This window comes from Mesorhizobium sp. PUT5 (assembly GCF_052216645.1).
GTDB lineage: Bacteria > Pseudomonadota > Alphaproteobacteria > Rhizobiales > Rhizobiaceae > Mesorhizobium.
The window spans coordinates 2,674,440-2,699,866 of sequence record NZ_JBQOSO010000003.1 but is presented as its reverse complement, the minus strand read 5'-3'; the positions used below and the strand labels follow the sequence as shown (position 1 = coordinate 2,699,866).

The 25,427-nt window shown below is 66.5% G+C and carries 28 protein-coding genes, 1 tRNA gene and 1 pseudogene; 25 read left to right on the top strand and 5 right to left on the bottom strand.

From position 1 onward, the window contains the following. The first annotated feature begins 4 nt into the window (after positions 1–4). The 16 genes and pseudogenes from ACTDI4_RS14715 to ACTDI4_RS14640 all read left to right on the top strand — a co-directional run. On the top strand, positions 5–469 hold the full coding sequence (locus tag ACTDI4_RS14715; RefSeq protein WP_442841856.1) for a CopG family transcriptional regulator: 465 nt from the start codon (positions 5–7) through the stop codon (positions 467–469). A gap of 145 nt (positions 470–614) precedes the next feature. Then, complete coding sequence (gene trbB / locus ACTDI4_RS14710; protein ID WP_442841855.1) at positions 615–1,598, top strand: P-type conjugative transfer ATPase TrbB; 984 nt, start codon at positions 615–617, stop codon at positions 1,596–1,598. Continuing rightward, positions 1,595–1,927, top strand: a complete 333-nt coding sequence (locus tag ACTDI4_RS14705) for a TrbC/VirB2 family protein (protein WP_442841854.1) — start codon at positions 1,595–1,597, stop codon at positions 1,925–1,927. The genes trbB and ACTDI4_RS14705 overlap by 4 nt, the downstream gene beginning before the upstream one ends. Continuing rightward, the gene (locus ACTDI4_RS14700; RefSeq protein WP_442841853.1) at positions 1,927–2,190 is read left to right on the top strand and encodes a VirB3 family type IV secretion system protein; all 264 of its coding nucleotides are present in this window, start codon (positions 1,927–1,929) and stop codon (positions 2,188–2,190) included. The genes ACTDI4_RS14705 and ACTDI4_RS14700 overlap by 1 nt, the downstream gene beginning before the upstream one ends. Before the next feature lie 13 nt (positions 2,191–2,203). Further along, positions 2,204–4,642 (top strand): conjugal transfer protein TrbE, encoded by a 2,439-nt coding sequence (gene trbE, locus ACTDI4_RS14695; protein WP_442841852.1) that lies wholly within the window; start codon positions 2,204–2,206, stop codon positions 4,640–4,642. Further along, positions 4,639–5,400, top strand: a complete 762-nt coding sequence (gene trbJ, locus ACTDI4_RS14690; protein WP_442841851.1) for a P-type conjugative transfer protein TrbJ — start codon at positions 4,639–4,641, stop codon at positions 5,398–5,400. Before trbE ends, trbJ begins: the two co-directional genes overlap by 4 nt. 10 nt (positions 5,401–5,410) lie before the next feature. Next, positions 5,411–5,695: a putative entry exclusion protein TrbK-alt gene (gene trbK-alt / locus ACTDI4_RS14685; protein WP_442841850.1), complete on the top strand. Its 285-nt coding sequence runs from the start codon at positions 5,411–5,413 to the stop codon at positions 5,693–5,695. Positions 5,696–5,698: 3 nt separating this feature from the next. Next, positions 5,699–7,048, top strand: coding sequence for a P-type conjugative transfer protein TrbL (trbL, locus tag ACTDI4_RS14680; protein ID WP_442841849.1), 1,350 nt, complete (start codon positions 5,699–5,701; stop codon positions 7,046–7,048). Beyond that, positions 7,045–7,734 carry a conjugal transfer protein TrbF gene (gene trbF / locus ACTDI4_RS14675; protein WP_442841848.1) on the top strand — a complete coding sequence of 230 codons (690 nt, stop codon included), beginning with the start codon at positions 7,045–7,047 and terminating at the stop codon, positions 7,732–7,734. Before trbL ends, trbF begins: the two co-directional genes overlap by 4 nt. Continuing rightward, a complete protein-coding gene (gene trbG / locus ACTDI4_RS14670; protein WP_442841847.1) occupies positions 7,731–8,714 on the top strand; it encodes a P-type conjugative transfer protein TrbG in 984 nt (327 codons plus the stop codon). The genes trbF and trbG overlap by 4 nt, the downstream gene beginning before the upstream one ends. After that, positions 8,711–9,865, top strand: coding sequence for a TrbI/VirB10 family protein (locus ACTDI4_RS14665; RefSeq protein WP_442841846.1), 1,155 nt, complete (start codon positions 8,711–8,713; stop codon positions 9,863–9,865). Before trbG ends, ACTDI4_RS14665 begins: the two co-directional genes overlap by 4 nt. Before the next feature lie 3 nt (positions 9,866–9,868). Then, on the top strand, positions 9,869–10,090 hold the full coding sequence (locus ACTDI4_RS14660) for a DUF2274 domain-containing protein (protein ID WP_442841845.1): 222 nt from the start codon (positions 9,869–9,871) through the stop codon (positions 10,088–10,090). Positions 10,091–10,235: 145 nt separating this feature from the next. Further along, complete coding sequence (locus tag ACTDI4_RS14655; RefSeq protein ID WP_442841844.1) at positions 10,236–10,580, top strand: hypothetical protein; 345 nt, start codon at positions 10,236–10,238, stop codon at positions 10,578–10,580. Further along, positions 10,577–10,933 (top strand): toxin-antitoxin system TumE family protein, encoded by a 357-nt coding sequence (locus tag ACTDI4_RS14650; protein WP_442841843.1) that lies wholly within the window; start codon positions 10,577–10,579, stop codon positions 10,931–10,933. Before ACTDI4_RS14655 ends, ACTDI4_RS14650 begins: the two co-directional genes overlap by 4 nt. Continuing rightward, on the top strand, positions 10,930–11,319 hold the full coding sequence (locus ACTDI4_RS14645) for an HVO_A0114 family putative DNA-binding protein (protein ID WP_442841842.1): 390 nt from the start codon (positions 10,930–10,932) through the stop codon (positions 11,317–11,319). Before ACTDI4_RS14650 ends, ACTDI4_RS14645 begins: the two co-directional genes overlap by 4 nt. After that, positions 11,316–12,356, top strand: a pseudogene (locus ACTDI4_RS14640) (recombinase family protein); the annotation flags it as partial. The gene ACTDI4_RS14645 and the pseudogene ACTDI4_RS14640, both read left to right, overlap by 4 nt. Before the next feature lie 576 nt (positions 12,357–12,932). Here ACTDI4_RS14640 and ACTDI4_RS14635 read toward each other — a convergent pair. Further along, positions 12,933–13,022: transfer RNA gene (locus ACTDI4_RS14635), tRNA-Ser, on the bottom strand. A 354-nt stretch (positions 13,023–13,376) separates the two neighbouring features. Between ACTDI4_RS14635 and ACTDI4_RS14630 the strand changes: the two genes are divergently transcribed. From ACTDI4_RS14630 to ACTDI4_RS14620, 3 genes are all read left to right on the top strand, one after another. Further along, entirely contained in the window at positions 13,377–13,700 is a 324-nt protein-coding gene (locus tag ACTDI4_RS14630; protein ID WP_442841841.1) for a hypothetical protein, read from the top strand. Between the two features lie 34 nt (positions 13,701–13,734). Beyond that, complete coding sequence (gene msrA, locus ACTDI4_RS14625; RefSeq protein ID WP_442841840.1) at positions 13,735–14,394, top strand: peptide-methionine (S)-S-oxide reductase MsrA; 660 nt, start codon at positions 13,735–13,737, stop codon at positions 14,392–14,394. A 212-nt stretch (positions 14,395–14,606) separates the two neighbouring features. Beyond that, positions 14,607–15,596 (top strand): BMP family lipoprotein, encoded by a 990-nt coding sequence (locus ACTDI4_RS14620; protein WP_442841839.1) that lies wholly within the window; start codon positions 14,607–14,609, stop codon positions 15,594–15,596. 130 nt (positions 15,597–15,726) lie between these two features. Here ACTDI4_RS14620 and ACTDI4_RS14615 read toward each other — a convergent pair whose 3' ends face one another. After that, complete coding sequence (locus ACTDI4_RS14615) at positions 15,727–15,930, bottom strand: SlyX family protein (protein WP_442841838.1); 204 nt, start codon at positions 15,928–15,930, stop codon at positions 15,727–15,729. A 198-nt stretch (positions 15,931–16,128) separates the two neighbouring features. Between ACTDI4_RS14615 and ACTDI4_RS14610 the strand changes: the two genes are divergently transcribed. The 6 genes from ACTDI4_RS14610 (at position 16,129) to deoA (ending at position 22,495) form a co-directional block, all read left to right on the top strand. Continuing rightward, positions 16,129–17,661, top strand: coding sequence for an ABC transporter ATP-binding protein (locus ACTDI4_RS14610; RefSeq protein WP_442841837.1), 1,533 nt, complete (start codon positions 16,129–16,131; stop codon positions 17,659–17,661). Next, positions 17,658–18,815, top strand: a complete 1,158-nt coding sequence (locus tag ACTDI4_RS14605; protein ID WP_442841836.1) for an ABC transporter permease — start codon at positions 17,658–17,660, stop codon at positions 18,813–18,815. Before ACTDI4_RS14610 ends, ACTDI4_RS14605 begins: the two co-directional genes overlap by 4 nt. A gap of 1 nt (position 18,816) precedes the next feature. After that, the gene (locus ACTDI4_RS14600; protein ID WP_442841835.1) at positions 18,817–19,788 is read left to right on the top strand and encodes an ABC transporter permease; all 972 of its coding nucleotides are present in this window, start codon (positions 18,817–18,819) and stop codon (positions 19,786–19,788) included. Between the two features lie 188 nt (positions 19,789–19,976). After that, the gene (gene cdd / locus ACTDI4_RS14595; RefSeq protein ID WP_442841834.1) at positions 19,977–20,369 is read left to right on the top strand and encodes a cytidine deaminase; all 393 of its coding nucleotides are present in this window, start codon (positions 19,977–19,979) and stop codon (positions 20,367–20,369) included. Beyond that, positions 20,366–21,172, top strand: coding sequence for a purine-nucleoside phosphorylase (locus ACTDI4_RS14590; protein ID WP_442841833.1), 807 nt, complete (start codon positions 20,366–20,368; stop codon positions 21,170–21,172). The genes cdd and ACTDI4_RS14590 overlap by 4 nt, the downstream gene beginning before the upstream one ends. A 6-nt stretch (positions 21,173–21,178) precedes the next feature. After that, positions 21,179–22,495, top strand: coding sequence for a thymidine phosphorylase (deoA, locus tag ACTDI4_RS14585; protein WP_442841832.1), 1,317 nt, complete (start codon positions 21,179–21,181; stop codon positions 22,493–22,495). 106 nt (positions 22,496–22,601) lie between these two features. Here deoA and ACTDI4_RS14580 read toward each other — a convergent pair whose 3' ends face one another. The 3 genes from ACTDI4_RS14580 to ACTDI4_RS14570 all read right to left on the bottom strand — a co-directional run bounded on the left by ACTDI4_RS14580 (position 22,602) and on the right by ACTDI4_RS14570 (position 25,348). After that, entirely contained in the window at positions 22,602–23,147 is a 546-nt protein-coding gene (locus ACTDI4_RS14580) for a TIGR02281 family clan AA aspartic protease (RefSeq protein WP_442841831.1), read from the bottom strand. A 132-nt stretch (positions 23,148–23,279) separates the two neighbouring features. Continuing rightward, positions 23,280–24,164, bottom strand: coding sequence for a 3-hydroxyisobutyrate dehydrogenase (gene mmsB, locus ACTDI4_RS14575; RefSeq protein ID WP_442841830.1), 885 nt, complete (start codon positions 24,162–24,164; stop codon positions 23,280–23,282). Positions 24,165–24,181: 17 nt separating this feature from the next. Next, on the bottom strand, positions 24,182–25,348 hold the full coding sequence (locus ACTDI4_RS14570; RefSeq protein ID WP_442841829.1) for an isobutyryl-CoA dehydrogenase: 1,167 nt from the start codon (positions 25,346–25,348) through the stop codon (positions 24,182–24,184). Between the last annotated feature and the right edge of the window lie 79 nt (positions 25,349–25,427).

The window sequence follows — 25,427 nt, the reverse complement described above, 5'->3', positions numbered from 1 at the left end:
GGCCATGCAGACCAAAACCCGCATGAACGTCTATTTCGATCCGGCGCTGTTGAAACAGGTCGAGGCGCTGGCGCTCCGGCGCGACGTCTCCAAATCCGCCGTGATCGAAGCCGCTGTCGCATCCTTCCTCTCGGCCGACGCCTCCGAGCGGCTGGAGGCGGTGTTCGCCCGGCGCATGGACAAACTCGGCCGCCAGATCGACACGCTCGACGAAGATCTCGCCATCCTGGGCGAGACCGTCTCGCTGTTCATTCGCTTTTGGCTGACCGTCACGCCGCCGCTGTCAGAAACTGCGCAGGCGTCGTCGCGTGCCAAGGGCGCGGAGCGGTTCGACGGCTTTCTGCAATCGCTTGGAAGAAGGTTGGCAACGGGTGACAGGTTCCTGAAAGAACTATCGCGCGACGTCGACTCGCTGCGCCGCGGAAGCATTGGTTCCGATAGTGACAAGCCGAATGGCGATCCCGCCTGAATATTCAATCCCGCCGTTTACCGCCTTTTCTTCGCTATGGCCGCACGGCCTTCGATACTTGTTGCCGAGGCCCAATTTCCGGCTCCTTTAATCATCCCCGATCCAGGGCCGCGTGTCGAGCGGTCCCACGGAAGAAGGGGGCGACATGGCGGAAACTCACCGGAAATCGGAGGCGACGACGCGGGGCGCGCGCATGCTGCGCACCGCGCTTGGCCCTGCTATCGCCCGGTTTCTTGAGGACGCAAGCGTCGTCGAGGTGATGCTCAACCCGGACGGGCGGCTCTGGATCGACCGGCTTTCCGAAGGACTGTCCGACACCGGCGAGCGCCTGTCGTCCGCCGATGGCGAACGGATCATCCGGCTCGTCGCCCATCACGTCGGAGCCGAAGTGCATCCCGGTTCGCCACGCGTCTCGGCCGAGCTGCCGGAGACGGGCGAACGGTTCGAGGGGCTGCTCCCGCCGGTCGTCGCCGCACCCGCTTTCGCCATCCGCAAGCCGGCCGTCGCCATTTTCAGCCTCGCCGACTACGTCGCCGCCGGCATCATGACGGAGGCGCAGGCCGAGGTGCTGCGCCAGGCCGTGGTGTCGCGCGCCAACATCCTCGTTGCCGGCGGCACCTCTACCGGCAAGACCACGCTCACCAATGCGCTGCTGGCCGAAGTCGCCAAGGGCACCGATCGCGTCGTCATCATCGAGGACACGCGCGAACTACAGTGTGCGGCGCCCAACCTCGTCGCCATGCGCACGAAGGATGGCGTCGCCACGCTCTCCGATCTGGTCCGGTCCAGCCTGCGCCTGCGACCCGACCGCATTCCCATCGGCGAGGTGCGCGGCGCGGAGGCTTTGGACCTGCTCAAGGCGTGGGGCACCGGCCACCCCGGCGGCATCGGCACCATCCACGCCGGCACCGGCATCGGCGCGCTGCGCCGTCTCGAACAGCTCATTCAGGAAGCCGTCGTCACCGTCCCGCGTGCGCTGATTGCCGAGACGATCGACCTCGTGGCTGTCCTGTCCGGCCGCGGATCACAGCGCCGGCTTTCCGAACTCGCCCGCGTCGAGGGCCTCGGTCCCGACGGCGATTACCGCGTCATCCCCGCAACCCCAGCCCCCAGAGGAGACCCCACATGATCCGTCATGCCTTGCGCATTCGCCGCCACATCGCCACGGCCGCCGCCGTCGCCTATGTCAGCCTGATCCTCACACCGGCCGCCCATGCCTCCGGCTCGTCGATGCCGTGGGAGGCGCCGCTGCAATCCATCCTCCAGTCGATCGAAGGTCCGGTCGCCAAAATCATCGCCGTCATTATCATCATCGTCACCGGCCTGACGCTGGCCTTCGGCGATACGTCGGGCGGCTTCCGACGCCTGATCCAGATCGTCTTCGGTCTCAGCATCGCGTTCGCCGCGTCGAGCTTCTTCCTGTCGTTCTTCTCCTTCGGCGGCGGAGCGCTCGTCTGATGGAGGAGCCGGTCCCCGGATATTCCGTCCCTGTCCACCGCGCGCTGACCGAGCACATCCTGCTCGGCGGCGCCCCGCGCGCGCTCGCCATCATGAACGGAACGCTCGCGGGGGCGGTGGGCCTCGGCCTGCGGCTCTGGCTGGTCGGGCTGGCGCTCTGGGCCATCGGCCATTTCGCGGCGGTCTGGGCAGCCAAGCGTGATCCGCTCTTCGTCGACGTGGTGCGCCGCCATCTGCGCATCCCCGGCCACCTTGGCGTTTGAGAAGGCCACACCCATGATGAACCTCGCCGAATACCGCCGCACCGCCACCCGCCTTGCCGACTTCCTGCCCTGGGCTGCGCTCTGCGGCGAGGGCGTCGTGCTCAACAAGGACGGCTCCTTCCAGCGCACCGCGCGTTTCCGTGGCCCCGATCTCGACAGCGCCGTGCCGGCCGAGCTGGTCGCTGTCGCCAGCCGTCTCAACAACGCCTTCCGCCGCCTCGGAAGCGGCTGGGCCATCTTCGTCGAGGCGCAGCGCCACGCGGCCGCGACCTATCCAACAAGCAAATTCGCCGATCCAGCATCCGCCCTGATCGACGCCGAACGCAAGGCGGATTTCGAGGAAACAGGCAGCCATTTCGAGTCGAGCTATTTCCTGACCTTCCTCTATTTGCCGCCCGCCGAGGATGCGGCGCGCGCGGAAAGCTGGCTCTATGAGGGTCGCGAGCAATCCGGCGTCGATGCCCGCGAGATACAGCGTGCCTTCGCCGATCGCACCGACCGCGTGCTGCAACTGGTCGAAGGCTTCATGCCGGAATGCGCCTGGCTCGATGACGCCGCGACGCTGACCTACCTGCATTCGACGGTTTCCACGAAGCGCCATCGCGTCCGCGTGCCGGAAACCCCGATCTATCTCGACGCGCTGCTGGCCGACCAGCCGCTGACCGGCGGGCTGCAGCCGCGATTGGGATCGACGCATCTGCGCGTCCTCACCATCGTCGGATTCCCCACCGCGACCACGCCCGGAATCTTCGACGAACTGAACCGGCTCGCATTTCCCTATCGCTGGTCGACACGGGCGATCCTGCTCGACAAGACCGACGCCATAAAGCTGCTGACGAAGATCAGGCGGCAATGGTTCGCCAAGCGCAAGTCGATCGCCGCGATCCTCAAGGAAGTCATGACCAACGAGGCCAGCGTCCTCGTCGACACGGACGCCGCGAACAAGGCCGCCGATGCGGACCTCGCGCTTCAGGAGCTTGGCGCGGATTACGCCGGTCAGGCTTACGTCACCGCCACGGTGACGGTCTGGGATGACGATCCGCGCCTTGCCGACGAGAAGCTGAGGCTGGTGGAGAAGGTCATTCAGGGCCGCGATTTCACAGCCATGTCCGAGACGATCAATGCCGTGGATGCTTGGCTCGGCTCCTTGCCCGGCCATGTCTACGCCAATGTCCGGCAACCGCCGATTTCGACGCTCAATCTCGCCCACATGATCCCCCTGAGCGCCGTGTGGGCGGGGCCGGAACGGGACGAGCATTTCGATGCGCCCCCGCTGCTTTACGGCAGAACGGAAGGCTCGACCCCGTTCCGGTTTTCCCTCCACGTCGGCGATGTCGGCCACACCCTGATCGTCGGCCCCACAGGCGCCGGCAAATCGGTGCTGCTGGCGCTCATGGCGCTGCAATTCCGGCGCTACGAGGGAAGCCAGGTCTTCGCCTTCGATTTCGGCGGCTCGATCCGCGCCGCCGCTCTCGCCATGGGCGGCGACTGGCACGATCTCGGTGGCGGCCTGACTGAAGGCGCGGACACCTCGGTTTCGCTCCAGCCGCTGGCCCGCGTCCACGACACCTATGAACGCGCATGGGCCGCCGACTGGATCGTCGCCATCCTCATGCGCGAGGGCGTGCCCGTAACGCCCGACGTCAAGGAGCATCTCTGGTCGGCGCTGACCTCGCTCGCGAGCGCCCCGGTCACTGAGCGCACCATCACCGGCCTTTCGGTCCTGCTGCAATCGAACGACCTCAAGCAGGCGCTTCGGCCCTATTGCGTCGGCGGACCCTATGGCCGGCTGCTCGACGCTGAGATCGAGCATCTGGGCGAAGCGTCGGTGCAGGCGTTCGAGACCGAGGGCCTGATCGGCACCGGTGCCGCGCCCGCCGTGCTCGCCTATCTGTTCCACCGCATCGGCGACCGGCTGGACGGCAGCCCGACGCTGCTCATCATCGACGAAGGCTGGCTCGCCCTCGACGATAAAGGGTTCGCAGGGCAATTGCGGGAATGGCTGAAGACGCTGCGCAAGAAGAACGCCAGCGTGATTTTCGCCACGCAATCGCTCTCCGACATCGACGGCAGCGCAATCGCGCCCGCCATCATCGAAAGCTGCCAGACGCGGCTCCTCCTGCCCAACGAGCGCGCGATCGAGCCACAGATCACGGCGATCTATCGCCGCTTCGGGCTCAACGATCGCCAGATCGAAATCCTGGCAAGAGCCACGCCGAAGCGGGACTATTACTGCCAGAGCCGACGCGGCAACCGGCTGTTCGAGCTGGGCCTGTCCGACGTCGGGCTGGCGCTGACCGCCGCGTCTTCCAAGACCGATCAGAGCGCCATCGCCCGCATCCATGCCGAACATGGAAGCGACGGCTTCCTCGCCGCCTGGCTGCGCCTGCGCGGCGTCGAATGGGCCGCCGACCTCATTCCCGACCTCACCAACCTGGAGACACCATCATGAAGATCCGTCGATCCCGCGCGACCCTGCTTGCCGCATCCATCCTCTCGTTTCCACTTGTCCTGTCGCCGGTGCTGGCGCCTCCCGCCGCCGCACAGTGGATCGTCTACGACCCCACGAACTACGTCCAGAACGTGCTGACGGCGGCGCGCACGCTGGAGCAGATCAACAACCAGATCACCTCGCTCCAGAACGAAGCCCAGATGCTCATCAATCAGGCCCGCAACCTTGCGAGCCTGCCATATTCGTCCCTTCAGCAGCTTCAGCAGTCAGTCCAGCGTACGCAGCAGCTTCTCAGCCAGGCGCAGCGCATCGCCTTCGACGTGCAGCAGATCGATCAGGCGTTTCAGGGCCAATACGGCAACGTCTCGCTCTCGGCCACGCAGCAGCAGCTTGTCGCCGATGCGCGCAGCCGCTGGCAGAACACGGTCGGCGGCTTGCAGGACGCCATGCGCGTGCAGGCCGGCGTCGTCGGCAATATCGACACCAACCGCGCCGAGATGACCGCGCTGGTCGGCCAGAGCCAGGGCGCGACCGGAGCGTTGCAAGCGACGCAGGCCGGCAATCAGCTTCTCGCGCTTCAGGCCCAGCAGCTTTCCGACCTGGTCGCTCTGATCTCGGCCAATGGCCGCGCCGATGCGCTCACCGAGGCCGAACGCGCGGCCGCCGCCGAACAGGGCCGCGAACAGCGCCGCCGCTTCCTGACGCCAGGCTCGGGCTACCAGCCCGGCAATGCGCAGATGTTCCCCGGCGGCAATTGAGGGCTTGAGGATGGACGGCAAGATGCTGGCCCGGCTGGGCGCTATCGTCTTCGTCGCCGTCGCGATCACCGCGACGGCGATAGAGATGACCCGAAAGGAAGACGCGCCGGCATCCGAGCCGGTGCGCCTCATCGAACCGTCGCGCGATCCGCTGCGCGAGGCCCAGCGCCGGTGCCAGCGTCTTGGCGAGGCGGCCGCAAACGACCCCGAATGCCTCGCGGTCTGGGCCGAGACCCGCGACCGCTTTCTTGGTCGCACGCCGGCCCCGTCCGCACCCGCCGGCGAAGGGCGGTGATCCATGGGCGGCAGCGGCGTCATCGACAATTTCCTTGGAGTCTTCACCTCCTATATCGACTCAGGCTTCGGCCTGCTCGGCGGCGAGGTGGCCTTTATAGCCACCACTCTCATCGTCATCGACGTGACCCTTGCAGCCCTTTTCTGGGCCTGGGGCGCGGATGACGACATCATCGCCCGGCTGGTCAAGAAGACCCTCTTCGTCGGCGTCTTCGCCTACATCATCGGCAACTGGAACAATCTGGCGAAGATCGTCTTCGACAGCTTCGCCGGCCTCGGCCTCATGGCGTCGGGCACCAGCTTCACCACAGCGGATCTCCTGCGCCCCGGCAAGGTGGCGCAGACCGGCCTCGACGCCGCCCGGCCGCTGCTCGAATCCATCTCCGACCTGATGGGCTGGATCGCCTTCTTCGAGAACTTCATCCAGATCGCTTGCCTGCTGTTCGCGTGGGCGCTGGTGCTTCTGGCGTTTTTCATCCTCGCCATCCAGCTCTTCATCACGCTCATCGAATTCAAGCTCACCACCTTGGCGGGCTTCGTGCTGATCCCCTTCGGCCTGTTCGGCAAGACTGCCTTCATGGCCGAACGGGTGCTCGGCAACGTCATCTCGTCGGGCATCAAGGTTCTGGTGCTGGCCGTCATCATCGGCATCGGCTCGACGCTGTTTTCGCAGTTCACAGCCGGCTTCGGCGGCACGACACCCAGCATCGACGATGCGATGGCCGTCGTTCTCGCAGCCCTCTCGCTGCTTGGCCTCGGCATCTTCGGCCCCGGCATCGCCAACGGTCTCGTCTCCGGCGGCCCGCAGCTCGGCGCAGGCGCGGCCGTCGGCACTGGCCTTGCCGCTGGCGGGATGATCGTCGCCGGTGCTGGCGCCGCTGGCCTCGCCGCGAAGGGCGGAGCCGCCGCGCTCTCCGGGGGAGCCGCAGCCGTGCGCGGCGGCGCGGCCGCAGCCGGAGCCGCTTCCACCGCCTACAGCCTCGGTTCCCTGGGTCAGTCCGGCGCGGCCGGTGTCGCCTCCGGTGTTGGCGGCATGGCGCGCGCAGCCGGTAGCGCGGCCGTGTCGCCGCTTCGCCGTGCCGCCCAAAGCGTCAAATCCAGCTTCTCCGAAGGCGCAAAGGCCAGCTTCGGCGCGACCGGCGGCTCTTCCACCATGGGCACGGTCGGCGGCGAAGCCGGGTCGGCCGCTGCCCCGGCCGGATCTTCCGCCGGCGGGCCGCCTGCCTGGGCGCAGAGCATGAAGCGCTCGCAGCAACTCTCCCACGGCGTCACCGCCGCAGCGCACGCCGTTCGTTCCGGCGACAGCCATGGCGGCGGCTCCTCCATCAATCTTTCCGAAAGCGACCGCACATGAGCTTCTTCAAACGTCCCGCCACCCATTACGGCAAGACCCCCGAACCCGAGACCCCATACCAGAAGGCCGCACAGGTCTGGGATGAGCGCATCGGCTCCGCCCGCGTGCAGGCTAAAAACTGGCGCTATATGGCCTTCGGCTCGCTGATCCTGTCGGCCGGCTTCGCCGCCGCGCTCGTCTGGCAATCGGCGCGGGGAACCGTCGTGCCTTGGGTGGTGCAGGTCGACAATCTCGGCCAGTCGCAGGCCGTCGCGCCCGCGCAAGCCGATTACCGCCCGACCGATCCGCAAGTGGCATGGCATCTCGCACGCTTCATCGAGCAGGTCCGCGCGATCCCGGCCGACGCCATCATCGTCCGGCAGAACTGGCTCCGGGCCTACGAGTTCACCACCGATCGCGGCGCAACGGCGCTTAACGACTATGCGCGGGCGAACGATCCGTTCACGAGGGTCGGCCGTCAGCAGGTGGCGGTCGAGGTCTCCAGCGTCATTCGCGCGTCTCCGGACAGCTTCCGCATCGCCTGGACCGAGCGCCGCTACGAAAACGGCCAGCTCGCCGCCACCGACCGATGGACCGCCATCCTCACCATAGTCGTGCAGCCGCCGCGCGACGCCGAACGCCTGAGGGCCAATCCTCTCGGCATCTACGTCAACGCAATCTCGTGGTCGCGGGAGATGAGCCAATGATCCGACCGACGATCCGCACAACCGGAAAACCGGCTTTCCGTAAATCCGCTTCCGCGCTTGTGCTGCTTTCCGCGTTCACGCTTGCCGGCTGCGCCACCAACAGGCCGCCGCTAATCAGCTACGACGCCGACGTGCCGCCGTTGCCGGCTGTTCCCGCCGTGGTCACGGACCAGACGCCGCGGCCGCTGCATGTCCCGCCGGCCTGGACGCCAAGCAGGGGCGGAACCGCCGCCGGCACGCCGACAGCCCGCGTCGAGAACGCCAATGCCGCCGCCCGCGTCGAGCCACGTCGCGAGGGCTATTACAACGCCATCCAGATTTACCCCTGGAGCGAAGGCGCGCTCTATCAGGTCTATGCCGCTGTCGGCCAGATCACCAACATCGCGCTCGAACCCGGCGAAAGCCTGACCGGCGCGGGACCGATCGCAGCTGGCGACACCGCTCGCTGGATCATCGGCGACACCGAGAGCGGTTCGGGTATCACCCGGCGCGTGCATGTGCTGGTCAAGCCGACGCGCGCCGACATCTCGACCAACCTCGTCATCACCACCGACCGCCGCATCTACATGATCGAGTTGCGCGCGCGGGATGCCCTCTACATGCCGGCCGTCGCCTGGGCCTATCCGGCGCCGCCCGCAGGGCAACGCCAGAGCGTGCCCGCAACCCCGGTCATTCCAACGGCCAGCGCCCGAAACTACCGCTACGGGTTGACCGGCGACACGCCGCCCTGGCGGCCGGTCTCGGTCTATGACGACGGCCGCCGCGTCTATGTCGAATTCCCGCGCGGCATCGTGCAGGGCGAGATGCCGCCCATCTTCGTCATCGGCTCGGACGGCGAGCCGCAGATCGTCAACAGCCGCATCCACCAGAACATCCTGATCGTCGACCGTCTGTTCGGCGCTGCCGAACTTCGTTTTGGCGGCGGCGACCGCCAGCAGACCGTCAGGATCGTCCGAACCGACGGGAGGCCCGCGTCATGAGCGACACAGAAACCACCCCGGCCGCGCCGATGCGTCTGCGCGCCGACGCGCCGCGCGTCACCCGCCTGTCCCGAAAGGTGCTCGCCGGCATCGGCGTGGTGGCTTCCCTCGGCATCGGCGGCGCGCTGATCTATGCGCTCCAGACCCGCGATGCCGGCACTGGCGGGGACGAGCTTTATTCCACCAACAACCGCGCCACGGCCGACGGTCTCGCGGGCCTGCCGCGCGACTATACCGGCCCGGTCCTCGGGCCGGCGCTGCCCGGCGACCTCCGCCGACCGATCCTCGACGCTCAGAACCGGGGGCAACCCGTCGTGCCGCCCGCGATGACGACGCCGGCGGTTGATCCCGAGGAACAGCGCCGTCTCGCCGAAGAGGAAGCCGCGCGCCTGAGCCGCGTCTTCTTTCAGACGGCTCCCGGCACGGTCGCCACGGCCGGAGCGGCGGGCGATATGTCGATGCCCAACCTCGCCGGCCTTGGCCTGCCTGGTCAGATGGGAACGCCGACGGCGCAGGACCGACAGGCGGCGTTCCTCAACGCAGCCGTCGACCGGCGTACCGTCGCGGCCGATCGCGTCATGGCCCCGGTGTCGCCTTACGTGCTTCAGGCGGGGGCGGTGATTTCCGCCGCGCTCATCACCGGCATCCGTTCCGATCTGCCCGGACAGATCACCGCGCAGGTCACGGAGCACGTCTACGACAGCCCGACGGGCCGCATCCTGCTCGTCCCGCAGGGCACGCGCATCATCGGCCAATACAGCAACGATGTCGGCTTCGGGCAACGCCGTGTCCTGCTCGTCTGGAATCGGCTGATCTTCCCGAATGGCCGCTCGATCGTTCTCGAGCGCCAGCCGGGCGCCGACACGCAGGGCTATGCCGGTCTTGAGGATGGCGTCGACTATCACTGGTGGGATCTGATGAAGGCCGCTGGCCTGTCGACCCTACTCGCGGTCGGGTCCGAACTGGCAGTCAGCGACGAGGATCGCCTGATACGCGCTATCCGCGACGGCGCGCAGGACACCATCAACGATGCCGGCCAGCAGATCGTTCGCCGCCAGTTGCAGGTCGCGCCCACGCTGACGATCCGGCCGGGATTCCCGGTCCGCGTGATCGTGACGCGCGATTTGGTCCTGGAACCCTATGGAGGCTAACCCATGGCCAAACTCAAGCTCGGCCCAATCGTCGATGACAAGCCCGTCAAGATCACGATGGAGCTTCCGGCCGCTCTCCACCGCGACCTCGCAGCCTATGCCGAAGTGCTGGCGCGCGAGACCGGACAGCCGGTAGGCGATCCGGTCCGACTCATCGTGCCCATGCTGGAGCGATTCATCGCCACCGATCGAGGGTTCGCGAAGGCGCGACGGGCCTCGGACTGATCCGTCTCGGATACTTCAGCGCATTGCGGGGTGCCGCCAGCGCACACCCACAATTGCGGCACGCTACGGACCGCCGATCCTTCGCCATGGTTCGCCACAGCCCGCTGTCGCCGCCGACAGCCGAACGCAACGGTGAACCAGACACATGCCCGATCAACACACTCCTCGACGTAGAAGCCGTTCCCGGCGTCCCGCACCGGAGACGCTGCCGGACGATCTCTACTTCTATCTCGACACCGCCAATGACGATCAGCCCGCCGAACCGGAGCGCCGTCCCAAGCGGGCGCGGCGTCGCTCGTCACCGCCGAAGGATGACCCCACGACCTGGCGCGTGGTCGACGACTGGCCGGAGAAAGTGCCGATCACCGAGGCCGAGATCGAGGTGTTCGAGCGCTATTTCGCGGATGTCTTCGACAGGCTGTTCGGCCCCATTGACGACCCCAAAAATGCCTTGACTTCGTTATCTCAAATTGATAACAAAAAGCCATGAGCGAGGGTCGCGATCCGGGCCTCGATACGCTTCTCGATCTTGACGGTCAGGTACTCGTCGTCGATCCCGAAGGTGGTCATTGGGTCAAGTTCGTCGTCACGCGCGTTCCGGTCTCAGCCGAAAAGCCGCATGGCCTCGACTACTCGCTCACGCTTCACGGGCCCTCGGGCGAACGGCTGGTCGGCTTCGACAACGCCCATCCGGTCGGCCGAGGCAAGCGCAGCGAGCCGATGGATCATCGCCACAGGCTCCAGGCCGTGAAGCCATACGACTATCAGGACGCGGCCACGCTGCTGGCCGACTTCTGGCAGTTGGTGGATGCGGTGTTGAAGGAGCGAGGCGTGCTGTCATGACGACGTTGAAAGTCGGAATAGCCGACTACGAGGAGATGAAGGCCCGCACCATGCGGATCGCGAAAGGCGAGGAGAAGCCTGCCACCGGAGATCCGAAGGTGTGGTTCACCTCCACGGAATCATTCGCCAAGGTACTGTCGGCGGGCAATCGCGAACTGCTGCGCATCATCGACGAGCATGCGCCGGGTTCGCTGGAGGAACTGGCTCAGATCACCGGCCGGGCCAAATCCAACCTGTCGCGCACGCTCAAAACCATGGCCGGCTACGGCCTTGTCCGCATGGAGAAGGGCAAGGGGCTCAAGCTCGCGCCCAAGGTGGTTCATGACCGGGTAGAACTGGCCTTGCCGCTGACCGAGCGCCGCAAGGCGACGGGAGGCCGGCGATGAATACGCACAGCCCCCATGTCGCCATCCGCGCCGCGCTCTATCTGCGCGTCTCGACCACGCGGCAGGCCGAGCATGATGTTTCGATCCCCGATCAGCGCAAGCAGGGCGAAACCTGGTGCGCCTCGCGCGGCTTCCAGCTTGTCGAGACCTTCGTGGAGGCTGGGGCTTCCGCCACGAACGACCGCCGGCCCGAGTTCCAGCGCATGATCGAGGCGGGCACGTCCAAGCCCGCGCCCTTCGATGTCGTCGTGGTTCACAGCTTCTCGCGCTTCTTCCGCGATCACTTCGAGCTGGAGTTCTACGTCCGTAAGCTCGCCAAGAACGGCGTCAAACTCGTCTCCATCACGCAGGAGATGGGTGACGATCCCATGCACGTCATGATGCGCCAGATCATGGCGCTGTTCGACGAGTATCAGTCGAAGGAAAACGCCAAGCACGTCCTGCGCGCCTTGAAGGAGAATGCGAGGCAAGGCTTCTGGAACGGCTCGCTGCCGCCCATCGGATATCGCGTGATCGATGCCGAGCAGCGTGGATCGAAGATGAAGAAGAAGCTGGAGATTGACCCGCTGCACGCCGACACCGTGCGGCTGATCTTCCGCCTCGCGCTGGAAGGTGACGGTATGTCCGGCCCGATGGGCGCGAAAGCCATCGTCACCTACCTCAACAGAAACCGCATGTTCACCCGCAACGGCGGGCGTTGGGGCATCGGCCAGCTTCACCGCATCCTGACCCGGCGCACCTATATGGGCGAGCATCAGTTCAACCGGCGCTCCAAGGCCAACGAAGTGAAGCCCAAGGAGGAGGTCGTCACCGTCCCGGTGCCGCCTCTGATCGACGCCGAGACCTTCGAGACGTTGCAGAAGCGTTTGCAGGCTCGCAACCCGAAGGTGCTCCCGCCGCGTGTGGTCAGCGGCCCGACCTTGCTGACGGGCATCTGCTATTGCGGCAATTGCGGCGGGGCCATGACGCTGCGCACCGGCAAGAATGGCCGCTACCGCTACTATGCCTGCTCGATTAGGGCGCGGCAGGGAGAAACCGGCTGCAAGGGCCGCGCGATCCCGATGGACAAGCTGGACGGCATCGTCGTCAACCATATCGAGGAACGGCTGCTCGATCCCGAACGACTGGAAGACCTGCTTACCTCGGTCGTTGACAGGCGGCAGGAGGGCGTCGAACGGCGCAGCCAGCATATCGCCGAGTTGCACCAGCGCGCGGCCGAGGCAGATATGCGTCTCAAGCGGCTTTACGATGCCATCGAAGCCGGCTCGCTCGATCCGGCCGAATCCGCGCTTGGTGAGCGTATTGCCGGGCTGACCGCGATTCGGGATCAGGCACGGACCGATGCAACCCGCATCCAGGCCATGCTGGAAAGCGCCTCCCATCGGTCCATCACGCCGGAAGCGGTAAGGGAATTCGCGGGTGACGCCCGAGAGCGGATCAGACTCGGAAAGGGCGGCTATCGGCGGGACCACCTGCGCGCGCTCGCACAGCGCGTCGAGGTCGCCGACGACGAAATCCGCATCATGGGGACCAAAAGCAACCTCTTGAGGACGCTTGTGGCTGCTAAAGGAGGGAAATCGGCGGGAATCGGCGTTCCCACTTTTGTTCCGAAGTGGCGGAGAGAGCGGGATTCGAACCCGCGATACGGTTCCCCGTATACACACTTTCCAGGCGTGCGCCTTCAACCACTCGGCCACCTCTCCGTCTCTGCGCCTGGTCGCGGCCGGTTGTGCCGCCAGGGTCGGGCAAGCGCTGCCCTCGGGACCATCCGGCGGGAAGCCGCCGCAGGCGCCGTCGATCCACCGGCACCCGATCCCAGCGCCCAGCCTGGAGCGGGGACGCGGGGCTCATCTAGTCGATCCGAAGGCGAATGCCAAGCCAAAATGGCGGGAAAAGTCGCGGCGGTGGACGGTTCCTGCTTCATGCCGCTTCCGGCACGGGGCAGGGCGCGGCGGTGGGTGCAGATTCGAGCTGCCCAATTCGGTCCCGGCGATTGCGCCGGCGCGCGCCGCGTCCTATCTGTGATCAGGAAACAGATGCTGGACGGACGGTCACCGATGCTGCGATTCCTGTTCCGGCTGGCTGCCATGGTGGCGCTGGCAGTGTCGGTCATCATGGCCGTGCTCGACGCCACGCGCACGGTCGCCGCTTCGCAACTGGTGATGACGCCGCTCAAGACGAGCTGGAATGCCGTCTCGCCGCAGACGCTCGGCGCCGCCGAAGCCTATGTGCGGGAAAAGGTGCAGCCCGTCCTGTGGGACACCGCCGTCAATTGGATGCTGAACCAGCCGGGCTTTGCCGTGTTCGCGGTGCTGGCATTCCTGCTCTATGCCGTCGGCTACAAGCCCAGGCGCAGGGCAGGGCGTCACGCCGCCGCCTGAGCCCGGCGCTGTAGACGCGAAAGGGAGACCGGACATGTTTTTCCTCAGCGACATGCTGAACAAGAAGCTGAACCTGCCGAAGCCGGGCGAGGCGCTGCCGGGCCGCGAGAAGCCCATTCCCACCGCCGAAACGCATTTCGTTTCGGGGCGGCCGCTGAAGGGCCCTTATCCCGACGGGCTGGAGACGGCGCTGTTCGGCATGGGCTGCTTCTGGGGTGCGGAACGCCTGTTCTGGCAGACCGAAGGCGTGTGGGTGACGGCTTCAGGCTATGCCGGCGGCCTCACGGCCAATCCGACCTACCAGGAAACCTGTACCGGCCTGACCGGCCATGCCGAGGTCGTGCTGGTGGTGTTCGATCCGAAGGTCGTGTCCTATTCGGACCTGCTGAAGATTTTCTGGGAAGCGCACGACCCGACCCAGGGCATGCGCCAGGGCAACGATGTCGGCACCACCTACCGCTCGGCCATCTTCACCTTCGGCGAGGCCCAGCACCAGGCCGCGCTCGCCTCGCGCGACGCCTACCAGGCGGCGCTTGCGGCCACCGGGCGCGGGAAGATCACCACCGAGATCGCGCCCGCGCCGGAATTCTACTTCGCCGAGGCGGAACACCAGCAATATCTGGCCAAGAACCCGGACGGCTATTGCGGGCTGAAGGGCACGGGCGTGGCCTGCGCAGTGCCCGTTTCGGTCTGAGGCCGACCTTTCGAGACCGGCCGCCTGCCTGCCAGGCGCGCCGGTTCCCGCCCTTTCCCGGGGGCCAAGATTCCGGATGAATTTTGTTTGCGGCCGTGCAAGATAGGCCGCGCGCGGGAGGGCGACACTCCTGCCGGAGCCGCATTCCGGGCGCCGATGAGGCGGCGGTCGCGGAAGTACGACTGAAGAAGACAAACCGACAGGGTGTGGACATGAAACGTATCGTTCTCGGCCTTCTGGCCGCTACCGCAATGGCTCTTCCGGCCTTCGCCGCGGACGTGCAGCCGGCGCTGCTCTACGATCTCGGCGGCAAGTTCGACAAGTCGTTCAACGAAGCGGCCTATCACGGGGCGGAGAAGTTCAAGGAAGAAACCGGCATTGCCTACGTCGAGTTCGAGGTGTCGAACGCCTCGCAGCGCGAGCAGGCGCTGCGCCGCTTCGCCGAGGACGGCCGCAACCCGATCGTCATGGCCGGCTTTTCCTGGGTGGATTCGCTGACCAAGGTCGCTGCCGAATATCCCGAGCTGAAGTTCGCCATCATCGACGACGCGGTCGATCTGCCCAATGTGCGCTCGCTGAAGTTCAAGGACAATGAGGGCTCCTATGTGGTCGGCGTTCTGGCGGCCATGGCCTCCAAGACCAAGAAGGTCGGCTTCATCGGCGGCATGGACGTTCCGCTGATCCGCAATTTCGAATGCGGCTATGTCGGCGGCGCCAAGGCCGCGGGTGCAACGGATGTCATCCAGAACATGACCGGCGACACGCCGGCCGCCTGGAACGACCCGGCCAAGGGCGGCGAGATCGCCAAGACGCAGATGGACCAGGGCGCGGACGTCATCTATGCGGCGGCGGGCGGCACCGGCGTGGGCGTGCTGCAGGCGGCGGCCGACGCCGGCAAGCTGGGCGTCGGCGTGGATTCCAACCAGAACGGCCTGCATCCCGGCAAGGTGCTGACTTCCATGCTGAAGCGGGTGGACGTGGCCGTCTACAGCGCCTTCATGGACGCCAAGGACGACAAGTTCACTGCCGGCGTCAACAATCTCGGCCTCAAGGAGGGCGGGGTCGACTATGCGGTGGACGAAAACAACAAGGATCTCATCACACCGGAAATGCAGGCGGCGGTCGAAAAGGCCAAGGCCGACATCATCGACGGCAAGATCCAGGTGCACGACTACAACACCGACAGCAGTTGCCCCTATTGATCTGCCTGACGATGTGAATGGCTGTGGATCGCCGGGCTTTGCCCGGCGGTTCCGTTTCCGGAGGGGTGATGAAGGCCATCGTCGAGCCGATGGGGCCCCACATATTGCCGCCAGCCGAAAGGGCGCGCTCCTACCAGTGCGGCGGCTTCGTCACCGGCACCTCCGGCGCCGTCTGCTCCTCCAGAGAGAGGAAGCGCATGGTCAAGGCGTCCAGCTTGCGCTGCAATGCGTCGATGGTCTTCCACTGCTCGGCGATCTGGCCGGACAGTTCCTCGATCATGCGCTCCTGCTCGGCCGAACGGATTTCCAGTATTGTCAGCTTGTCGGCGGGCATGCCGGCCTCCTGTTCCATTGCCACAGCCCCGCCGGTCCGAGCCCGTGCGCGGCCGCAGGCCTGAATGCTTCGCCGCTTTCGACATTGGCAAGGGCACCGGCATTTGTCGAGAGGCGGAGCCCGCCCGCGCCGATTGGCAGGGGGCGAACGGCATGCTAGTCAGCATGGCCAAGCGATAAAAACAATGGGAACCGCCGCATGGCGCCAGCCGCAATCGAGCTGATCGGCATCAACAAGAGCTTCGGCGCCGTGCATGCCAACCGCGATATCAACCTGGAGATCGCGCGGGGCACCATTCATGGAATCGTGGGCGAGAACGGCGCCGGCAAGTCGACGCTCATGTCGATCCTCTATGGTTTCTACCAGGCCGACAGCGGCGAAATCCGCGTCAACGGCAAGCCGACGGCGATCAGGACGTCGAACGACGCCATCGCCGCCGGCATCGGCATGGTCCACCAGCACTTCATGCTGGTGGAGAACTTCACCGTTCTGGAGAACGTCATCCTCGGCGCCGAGAGCCAGGCGCTGCTCGGCTCGTCCATCGCCAGGGCGCGCTCGGAACTGGTGCGGCTGGAGCGCGAATACGGGCTCCAGGTCGATCCCGAGGCGCTGATCGAGGAATTGCCGGTCGGTCTCCAGCAGCGGGTGGAGATCCTCAAGGCGCTCTATCGCGGCGCCGAAATCCTAATCCTGGACGAGCCGACGGGCGTGCTGACGCCTGCGGAGGCGGACCACCTGTTCCGCATCCTCGGCCAGCTCAAGGCGCAGGGCAAGACGGTGGTGCTGATCACGCACAAGCTGCGCGAGATCATGGCCGTCACCGACACTGTCTCGGTGATGCGGCAGGGCGCCATGGTGGCCACCCGCAAGACCTCCGACACCACGGTCGAGGAACTCGCCGAACTGATGGTGGGGCGTCGCGTGCTGCTGCGCGTGCAGAAGGGCGAGGCCAAGGCCGGCGCGGTGAAGCTGTCGGTGCGCAATCTGGTGGTGAAGGACCAGCGCGGCGTCACCATGGTGGACGACGTGTCCTTCGACGTGCGTGCCGGCGAGATCGTCGGCATAGCCGGGGTGGCGGGCAACGGCCAGTCGGAGCTGCTGGAGGCGATTTCCGGCATCCGCCATGCCGTGTCGGGCAGCGTGACGCTGGACGGAAAGCCGATCGACCTGACCGGTGCGGCCGATCCGGCCGAACTGCGCCAGAGGGGGCTGGCCCACGTTCCGGAAGACCGCCACCATGTCGGGCTCGTGCTTCCCTTCGAGGAGAACGAGAACTCGATCCTCGGCTATCACGGCCAGGCGCGCTACCTGAAGGGGCCGCTTCTGGATGTCGACGCCATCCTTGCCGACGCCAGGGACAAGATCGACAAATACGACATCCGTCCCCCCAATTGCCGGCTCAAGACGGCGAATTTTTCCGGCGGCAACCAGCAGAAGATCGTGCTGGCGCGCGAGATGGAGCAGGACCCCGGCGTGCTGATGGTCGGCCAGCCGACGCGCGGCGTCGATGTCGGGGCCATCGAGTTCATCCACAAGCGGCTGATCGCGATGCGCGATGCGGGCAAGGCGGTGCTGCTCGTCTCGGTCGAACTGGACGAGATTCGTTCCCTGGCCGACCGCATCCTGGTGATGTTCGCCGGCCGCATCGTCGGCGAGCGTGGCCCCGACGCCACGGAAGGCGAACTCGGCCTGCTCATGGCGGGCGTCGAGCAGCGCGAGGCCGCAGAATGAGCACGCCCTACGCCAAGCTGCCGGCCTGGGCAGATTACGGGCTGATCCCGCTTCTCAATCTCCTGGTTGCCTTCGCGGTCGCCGGTCTGGTGGTGCTGCTGGTGGGCGAAAATCCGCTGGACGCCGCCGTCATTCTGGTGAAGGGCGCGTTCGGGCGCGGGCAGGGCATCGCCTTTACCCTCTACTACGCCACCACCTTCATCTTCACCGGGCTTTCGGTGGCGGTGGCCGTGCATTGCGGCCTGTTCAACATCGGCACGGAAGGGCAGGCCTATATCGCCGGCCTCGGCGTGGCGCTGGTATGCCTGGGTCTCGACAGCGTGGCGCCCTGGTATGTGCTGTTTCCGCTCGCCATCCTCGCTTCCGCCGCCTTCGGCGCGCTGTGGGCGCTGATCCCGGCCTATCTCCAGGCCAGGCGTGGCTCGCACATCGTCATCACCACCATCATGTTCAACTTCATCGCGGCTTCCGTGATGGTCTACATGCTGGTGGACGTCATCAAGCCGCTCGGCTCCCAGGCGCCGCAGACGCGCAATTTCCTGGAAGGCGCGCAACTGCCGCGGCTGAACTGGATCATCGAGCTGTTCGGCGCCAAGGTGCGTTCCGCCCCCTTCAACATCACCTTCCTGCTGGCTCTGGCCATGGCCTGGCTGGTGTGGGTGCTGATCTGGCGCACCCGCCTCGGCTACGAGATGCGCACCTATGGCTTCAGCCCCAAGGCGGCGCGCTATGCCGGCATTTCGGAAACCCGCATCATCATCGTCACCATGATGATCTCGGGCGCGCTGGCCGGCATGATGGCGCTGAACCCCACCATGGGCGACCAGCACAACGTCGCGCTCGACTTCGTTTCCGGCGCCGGCTTCGTCGGCATCGCCGTGGCGCTGATGGGCCGCTCGCATCCGGTCGGCATCGTGCTGGCGGCGATCCTGTTCGGCATGCTCTATCAGGGCGGGGCCGAGCTTGCCTTCGAGATGCCGGCGATCAGCCGCGACATGATCGTCATCATCCAGGGGCTGGTGATCCTCTTCGCCGGCGCGCTGGAGCACATGTTCCGCCCTTACGTGCAGGCGCTGTTCGCCACCCTCAGCCCGAAGACCGCCGGGCTGGCGCCGGCCGGCCAGACGGGCGGTCCTGCCGGCAGGGGGGGCTGACATGGACCTTTTCAACATCGTCGTGCAGACGCTGGGCTCCACCATCCGCCTTTCGGTGCCGCTGCTCTTCGCCTGCCTTGCCGGGCTCTATTCGGAGCGCTCGGGCATCTTCGACATCGGGCTGGAGGGCAAGATGCTGGTGGGCGCCTTCGCGGGCGCTGCGGCCGCGGCGGTGTTCCACTCCGCCTGGATCGGGCTCGGCATGGCCGTGCTGATCTCGGTGGCCTTCGCGCTGGTGCACGGCTTCGCCTCCATCACCCATCGCGGCAACCAGATCGTGTCCGGCGTGGCGATCAACTTCATCGCCGCGGGCTCCACCATCATCCTGGGGCAGGCGTGGTTCCGGCAGGGCGGGCGCACCCCGGCCCTGGCGCCGGGCGAGCGCTTCGAGGCCATCATCTTGCCGGGCGCCGATGCACTGCGCGGCGTGCCCGTCGTCGGGCCGATCTATGCGCAACTCATCTCGGGCCACTCGCTGCTGGTCTATGTCGCGTTCCTCGCCGTGCCCTTCACCTGGTGGGTGCTGTTCCGCACGCGCTTCGGGCTGCGGCTGCGCGCCGTGGGCGAGAATCCGGCGGCGGTCGACACGGCCGGCATCTCGGTGACCTGGCTGCGCTACCGGGCGTTGATCTGCACCGGCATCCTCACCGGATTCGCCGGGGCCTATCTGGCCATGGTGCAGAATGCCGGCTTCGTGAAGGACATGACCGCCGGCAAGGGCTATATCGCGCTCGCCGCCCTGATCTTCGCCAAGTGGAAGCCGGTCAACGCCATGTTCGCCTGCCTGCTGTTCGGCTTCCTCGACGCGCTGTCCATCCGCCTGCAAGGCACGCCGCTGCCGCTGATCGGCAAGGTGCCGGCGCAGTTCATGCAGGCGCTGCCCTATGTGCTGACCGTGGTGCTTCTGGCCGGCTTCATCGGCAAGGCGATCCCGCCCAAGGCGGGCGGCGTGCCCTATGTGAAGGAGCGGTGAGATTACCCGGGCATATGCTTTGATCAAGTTACCCCCACCCCTAACCCCTCCCCACAAGGGGGAGGGGGATCGGCTACGCCGGACTTCTCTGAGGACCGTTTTCAGGCGCGAGCCGCATGCCCGGAAGAATTCCCCCCCTTGTGGGGAGGGGTTAGGGGTGGGGGCCTTCCTAGATCGAGGACATTGTTATGTCGCATGACCTCTTCCTCGCCGCGAAGGCGGCCATGGCCAAGGCCTACGCGCCCTATTCTAAATTCCCGGTGGGGGCGGCGCTGCGCACCGGGGACGGCCGCGTCTTTGCCGGCGCCAATATCGAGGTCGCCTCCTATCCCGAAGGCTGGTGCGCGGAGACCACAGCGCTCGGCCACTACGTCATGGCCGGCGGCGGCAAGATCACAGAGATCGCCGTGGTGGCCGAACGCATGGCCAGATGCACGCCCTGCGGCGGTTGCCGGCAACGATTGGCCGAGTTCACCCAACCCGAAACCAGGCTTTATCTGTGCGACGAGACCGGCGTGGTGGAGACAGTGACCATGGGCGAGATGCTGCCCTACGGCTTTCGCGGCGACATGCTGAAATGAAGGCGGCGGTCGATTTCCTGGTCGAAAGGCTGGGCGGGCTGGCGCCCAAGGTTGCGCTGGTTCTGGGCTCCGGCCTGGGCAATCTGGTCGACGAGGTCGAGCAGGCGGTGCGCATCCCCTATGCCGACCTGCAAGGCTTTCCCCGAAGCGGCGTTACGGGCCATGCCGGTGAACTGGTGGCCGGTCTGCTTTCCGGCCGCCCGGTGGTAATGCTTTCCGGCCGCGCGCACTATTATGAGCATGGCGACGCGGCCGCCATGCGGCCGGCGCTGGAGGTGCTGGCGGGCATCGGCATCACCCACCTGATCCTGACCAATGCCGCAGGCTCCCTGCGGGACGACATGCCGCCCGGCTCGGCCATGCTGGTCACCGACCACATCAACTTCTCCGGTTCGAACCCCTTGTTCGGCGAGCCGACGGACCGCCGCTTCGTCGGCCTGACCGAAGCCTACGACGCCGGCATGCGTACGAGGCTCGAAGCCGCGGCGATCGCCACGGGCACCACGCTGCACCGGGGTGTCTATATGTGGTTTTCCGGCCCGTCCTTCGAGACGCCGGCCGAAATCCGCATGGCACGCACCCTGGGCGCCGATGCCGTCGGCATGTCCACCGTGCCGGAGGTGATCCTGGCGCGGTTCCTGGGCCTCAGGGTGGCCGCCTGCTCGGTCATCACCAATCTGGCGGCCGGCATGACCGGGGCGGAGCTTTCGCACGCCGAGACCAAGGACATGGCCCCGCTCGGCGGCGCCCGGCTGGCCACGGTGCTGAAAAGGGCATTCCACGACGGCATGCTGGACGGGTGAGGCCCCATGCTGCCGCAGGAAATCATCCGCAAGAAGCGCGACGGCCATAGGCTTTCAGGCGAGGAGATCGGCGAATTCATCGCCGGCCTGACGTCGGGCAGCGTTTCGGACGCGCAGGTGGCGGCCTTCGCCATGGCCGTGTTCTTCTGCGGCATGACCCGCGACGAGGCCGTGGCCTTGACGCTGGCCATGCGCAATTCCGGCACGGTGCTCGACTGGTCGGACCTGCCCGGTCCCGTCACCGACAAGCATTCCACCGGCGGCGTCGGCGACAACGTCTCCTTGATGCTGGCGCCGATCGTGGCGGCCTGCGGCGCCTATGTGCCGATGATCTCCGGGCGCGGGCTCGGCCACACCGGCGGCACGCTGGACAAGATGGACGCCATCCCCGGCTACGCCAGCCAGCCGGACCTCGCATTGCTGCGCAAGGCGGTGCTGGAGGCGGGATGCGCCATCATCGGCCAGACCGGCGATCTGGCGCCGGCCGACCGGCGCCTCTATGCCATCCGCGACGTCACCGCCACGGTGGAATCGGTGCCTCTGATCACCGCCTCCATCCTGTCGAAAAAGCTGGCGGCGGGGCTCGGATCGCTGGTGCTGGACGTGAAGGTCGGCAACGGCGCCTTCATGGAACGGCCGCGCGAGGCCGGCGCCCTGGCCACCAGCCTGGTCGAGGTCGCCAACGGCGCCGGTCTCAAGACGTCCGCGCTGGTCACCGGCATGAACGAGCCGCTGGCCTCTGCCGCCGGAAATGCGGTCGAGGTGCTGAACGCGGTGGAGTTTCTCACCGGCCGCGCCCGCAACCGGCGGCTGGAAGAGGTGACCCTGGCGCTCGCCGCCGCGATGCTGCAGGCGGCCGGCATCGCCGCCTCCACGCAGGACGGCATGCGCCGGGCCGTCGAGGCGCTGGACAGCGGCCGGGCGGCGGCCGTTTTCGGCCGCATGGTGGCCGCACTTGGCGGACCTCCCGGCTTCGTCGAGGCTCCGCGCAAATTTCTGCCTTCAGCCCCCGTCGAACTCGCCGTGAAGGCGCCGGAAAGCGGCTTCGTGGCCGGCGTCGCCACGCGCGAGATCGGTCTTGCCGTGGTGACGCTGGGCGGCGGGCGCCGCCGGCCCGAAGACCGGATCGACCACGCGGTCGGCATCACGCGGCTTCTGCCGGTCGGGGCCGAGGTGCGGGCGGGCGAGGCGCTGGCGCTGGTCCATGCCCGGTCGCAAGCGGATGCCGAGACTGCGGCTGCGGCGGTGCGTTCGGCCTATACGCTCGCCGCCTCGAAGCCGCCTGCCGAGAAGGTGGTGTTGCGGCGCGTGCTGCCGCGCTGAAACTAAAGCGAGATGATCTCCTCTGGAAAATCTTTGCCTCGCTCCAAGCTTTTGTTCTCTGAGCATGATCTTGTCCGAAAAGTCTGCAACTTTTCGGGATCATGCTCTATTGCGCCAGAAGCAGCGCGCCGTCCTCGACCTGGTATTTGCCGAGCCGCCTGAGGAAGCTCATGCCGATCAGGTTGGTGCCCAGCGCCTTGTCGTCCAGCACGACGGCTTCGACGTCCTCCAGAGCGATTCTTCCGATCTCCAGCCTGTCCAGCCGTATCACGGCCGCCCTGGTGCGTCCGTTGGCGGTGTCGACTTCGGCGCGGAAATCGGCCGGCGAAAGAGCGATTCCGGCTCGTCGCGCAGTCGAGACGGTGAGTGCCACGAGAGTGGCGCCCGTGTCGATCATGCCGTCGGCCGGGCGGCCGTTGATCTTGAAGGTCGCCAGAAAGTGGCCGCGCGCGTCAGGCTGAAGCAGAACCTTGCGGCCGAGGGGCTGAGAGACGGGTCTTTGCTCGATCGTCGACAGGTCGTCGGGTGCCGCCATCTCGACGGAGGCCGGCCGCAGGAAACGCTCCAGCCTCTGCGGATCGTTCTGGAAGGCGATGGCCAGCGCCGCCGAAGCGACGGCAAAGGTGACGAGGATGAACAGGTTGCGCAGCATGGCCCGGCCTTGTGGAACGCACGAGCTTCAACCCGCAAACGTATGCGCCGCCTTAAGATCCGCGGCGTGGTTCGCGGATTTCAAGGCTGGCGTAAACGCAAGGTAAAATCCGGCTTCGCCAGGCCGTCTTGCTCAACCCGTCTTACCGCGCAGGAAATTGATGATGCCGGAGAAATCCACGCCGGCATTGCCCTGCGCGTTGAACAGCCCGTAGATCTGGGTCGCCTCCGCGCCCAGCGGCGTGGCCGCACCCGCGGCCTGCGCGGCCTCCTGCGAAAGCTTCAGGTCCTTCAGCATCAGGGCGGCGGCGAAGCCCGGCTTGTAGTCCTTGTTGGCGGGGGAGGCGGGCACCGGCCCCGGCACCGGGCAATAGCTGGTCAGCGACCAGCACTGGCCCGACGAGGTGGAGGCGACGTCGAACAGCGCCTGGTGCGACAGGCCGAGTTTTTCGGCCAGCACGAAGGCTTCCGCCACGCCGATCATGGAGACGCCGAGGATCATGTTGTTGCAGATCTTGGCTGCCTGGCCGGAGCCGTCGCCGCCGCAATGCACGATGCGGCCGGCCATGGGCTTCAGCACAGGCTCGGCGCGCGCAAAGGCACCGTCGGACCCGCCCGCCATGAAGGTCAGCGTGCCGGCGGCGGCGCCACCGGTGCCGCCGGAGACCGGCGCGTCGATGGAGGCGTGGCCGTGCTTCTGCGCGATCGCATGCGCCTTGCGTGCCGAATCGACGTCGATGGTGGAGCAGTCGATCAACAGCGCGTCTTTCTTCGCCTTCGGAGCGATGTCGTCGTAGACCGACAGCACATGCTTGCCGGCCGGCAGCATGGTGATGACGACGTCCGCCTCCTTCACCGCGGCGCTTGCATCGGCCATGACGGTGATGCCGTGTTCGCGTGCCACGTCAAGGTTTTCCGGCACGAGATCGAAGCCGAGCACGGCGTGGCCGGCCTTGACGAGATTGGCGGCCATGGGATTGCCCATATTGCCGAGGCCGATGAAGGCGATGGTGGTCATTGGTTGCGCTCCCTTGCTCAGCGGCCGATCAGGTTTCGCGCCACGATGACGCGCATGATCTCGTTGGTGCCTTCCAGAATCTGGTGGACGCGCAAATCGCGCACGAGCTTTTCCATGCCGTAGTCGTGCAGATAGCCGTAGCCGCCGAAAAGCTGCAGCGCGCCGTTGGCGACCTCGAAGCCGGTGTCGGTGACGAAGCGCTTGGCCATGGCCGACCATTTCGAGGCGTCGGGCGCCTTGGCGTCCAGCTTCGATGCGGCGGCGTAAAGGAAGATGCGCGACGCCTGCAGTTCCGTTTCCATGTCTGCCAGGCGGAACTGCAGCGCCTGGAACTGGTCGATCGGCTTGCCGAACGCCTTGCGCTCCGCCGTGTACGCAAGCGCCTTGTCCAGCGCCGATTGCGCGCCGCCCAGCGAGCAGGCCGCGATGTTCAACCGGCCGCCGTCCAGCCCGGCCATGGCGATGGAAAAGCCTGCGCCCTCGTCCGAAAGCAGGTTTGCGGCCGGCACGCGGCAATCCTGGAAGATGACCTGACGGGTGGATTGCATGTGCCAGCCCATCTTGCGCTCATTGGCGCCGAAGGAGAGGCCGGGCGCGTCCTTCTCCACCACGAAGGTGGAAATGCCTTTCGGCCCGTCGGCGCCGGTGCGCGCCATCACCACGTAGAGGTCGGTGTCGCCGGCCCCTGAAATGAACTGTTTCGTGCCGTTCAGCACGTAGTGGTCGCCGTCCCGCACGGCCCTGGTCTTCAGCGCCGCCGCGTCCGAGCCGGAACCCGGCTCGGTCAGGCAATAGCTCGCCAGCCATTCCATGGAGGTGAGCTTCGGCAGGAGGCGTTGCCGCTGCTCTGCGCTGCCGAAGCGGTCGATCATGGAGGCGGCCATGTTGTGGATGGAGATGAAGGAGGAAAAGGCCGGGCATGCGCGCGCCAGCGCCTCGAAGATCAGCACCGCGTCCAGCCGGCCCAGCGCCGAGCCGCCGACGTCGTCGCGGACATAGATGCCGCCGAGGCCGAGCGGGCCGGTCTCGCGGATCACGTCGGCGGGAAAGTGCTTTTCATGGTCCCATTCCAGCGCATTCGGCGCGACGCGCTCGGCCGCAAAGGCTTCCGCCATGGCCTGGATGGCGCGCTGGTCCTCGTTGAGCTCGAACTGGCCGCCGGTTGCCGTGGTGGCTATGTCCATGGCGTCCTCCTCTGGTCCGATGTTTTCGGCTATGCGCAGCGCACAATCTAGACCAATGATGCGGGCCCGCATACCCGAC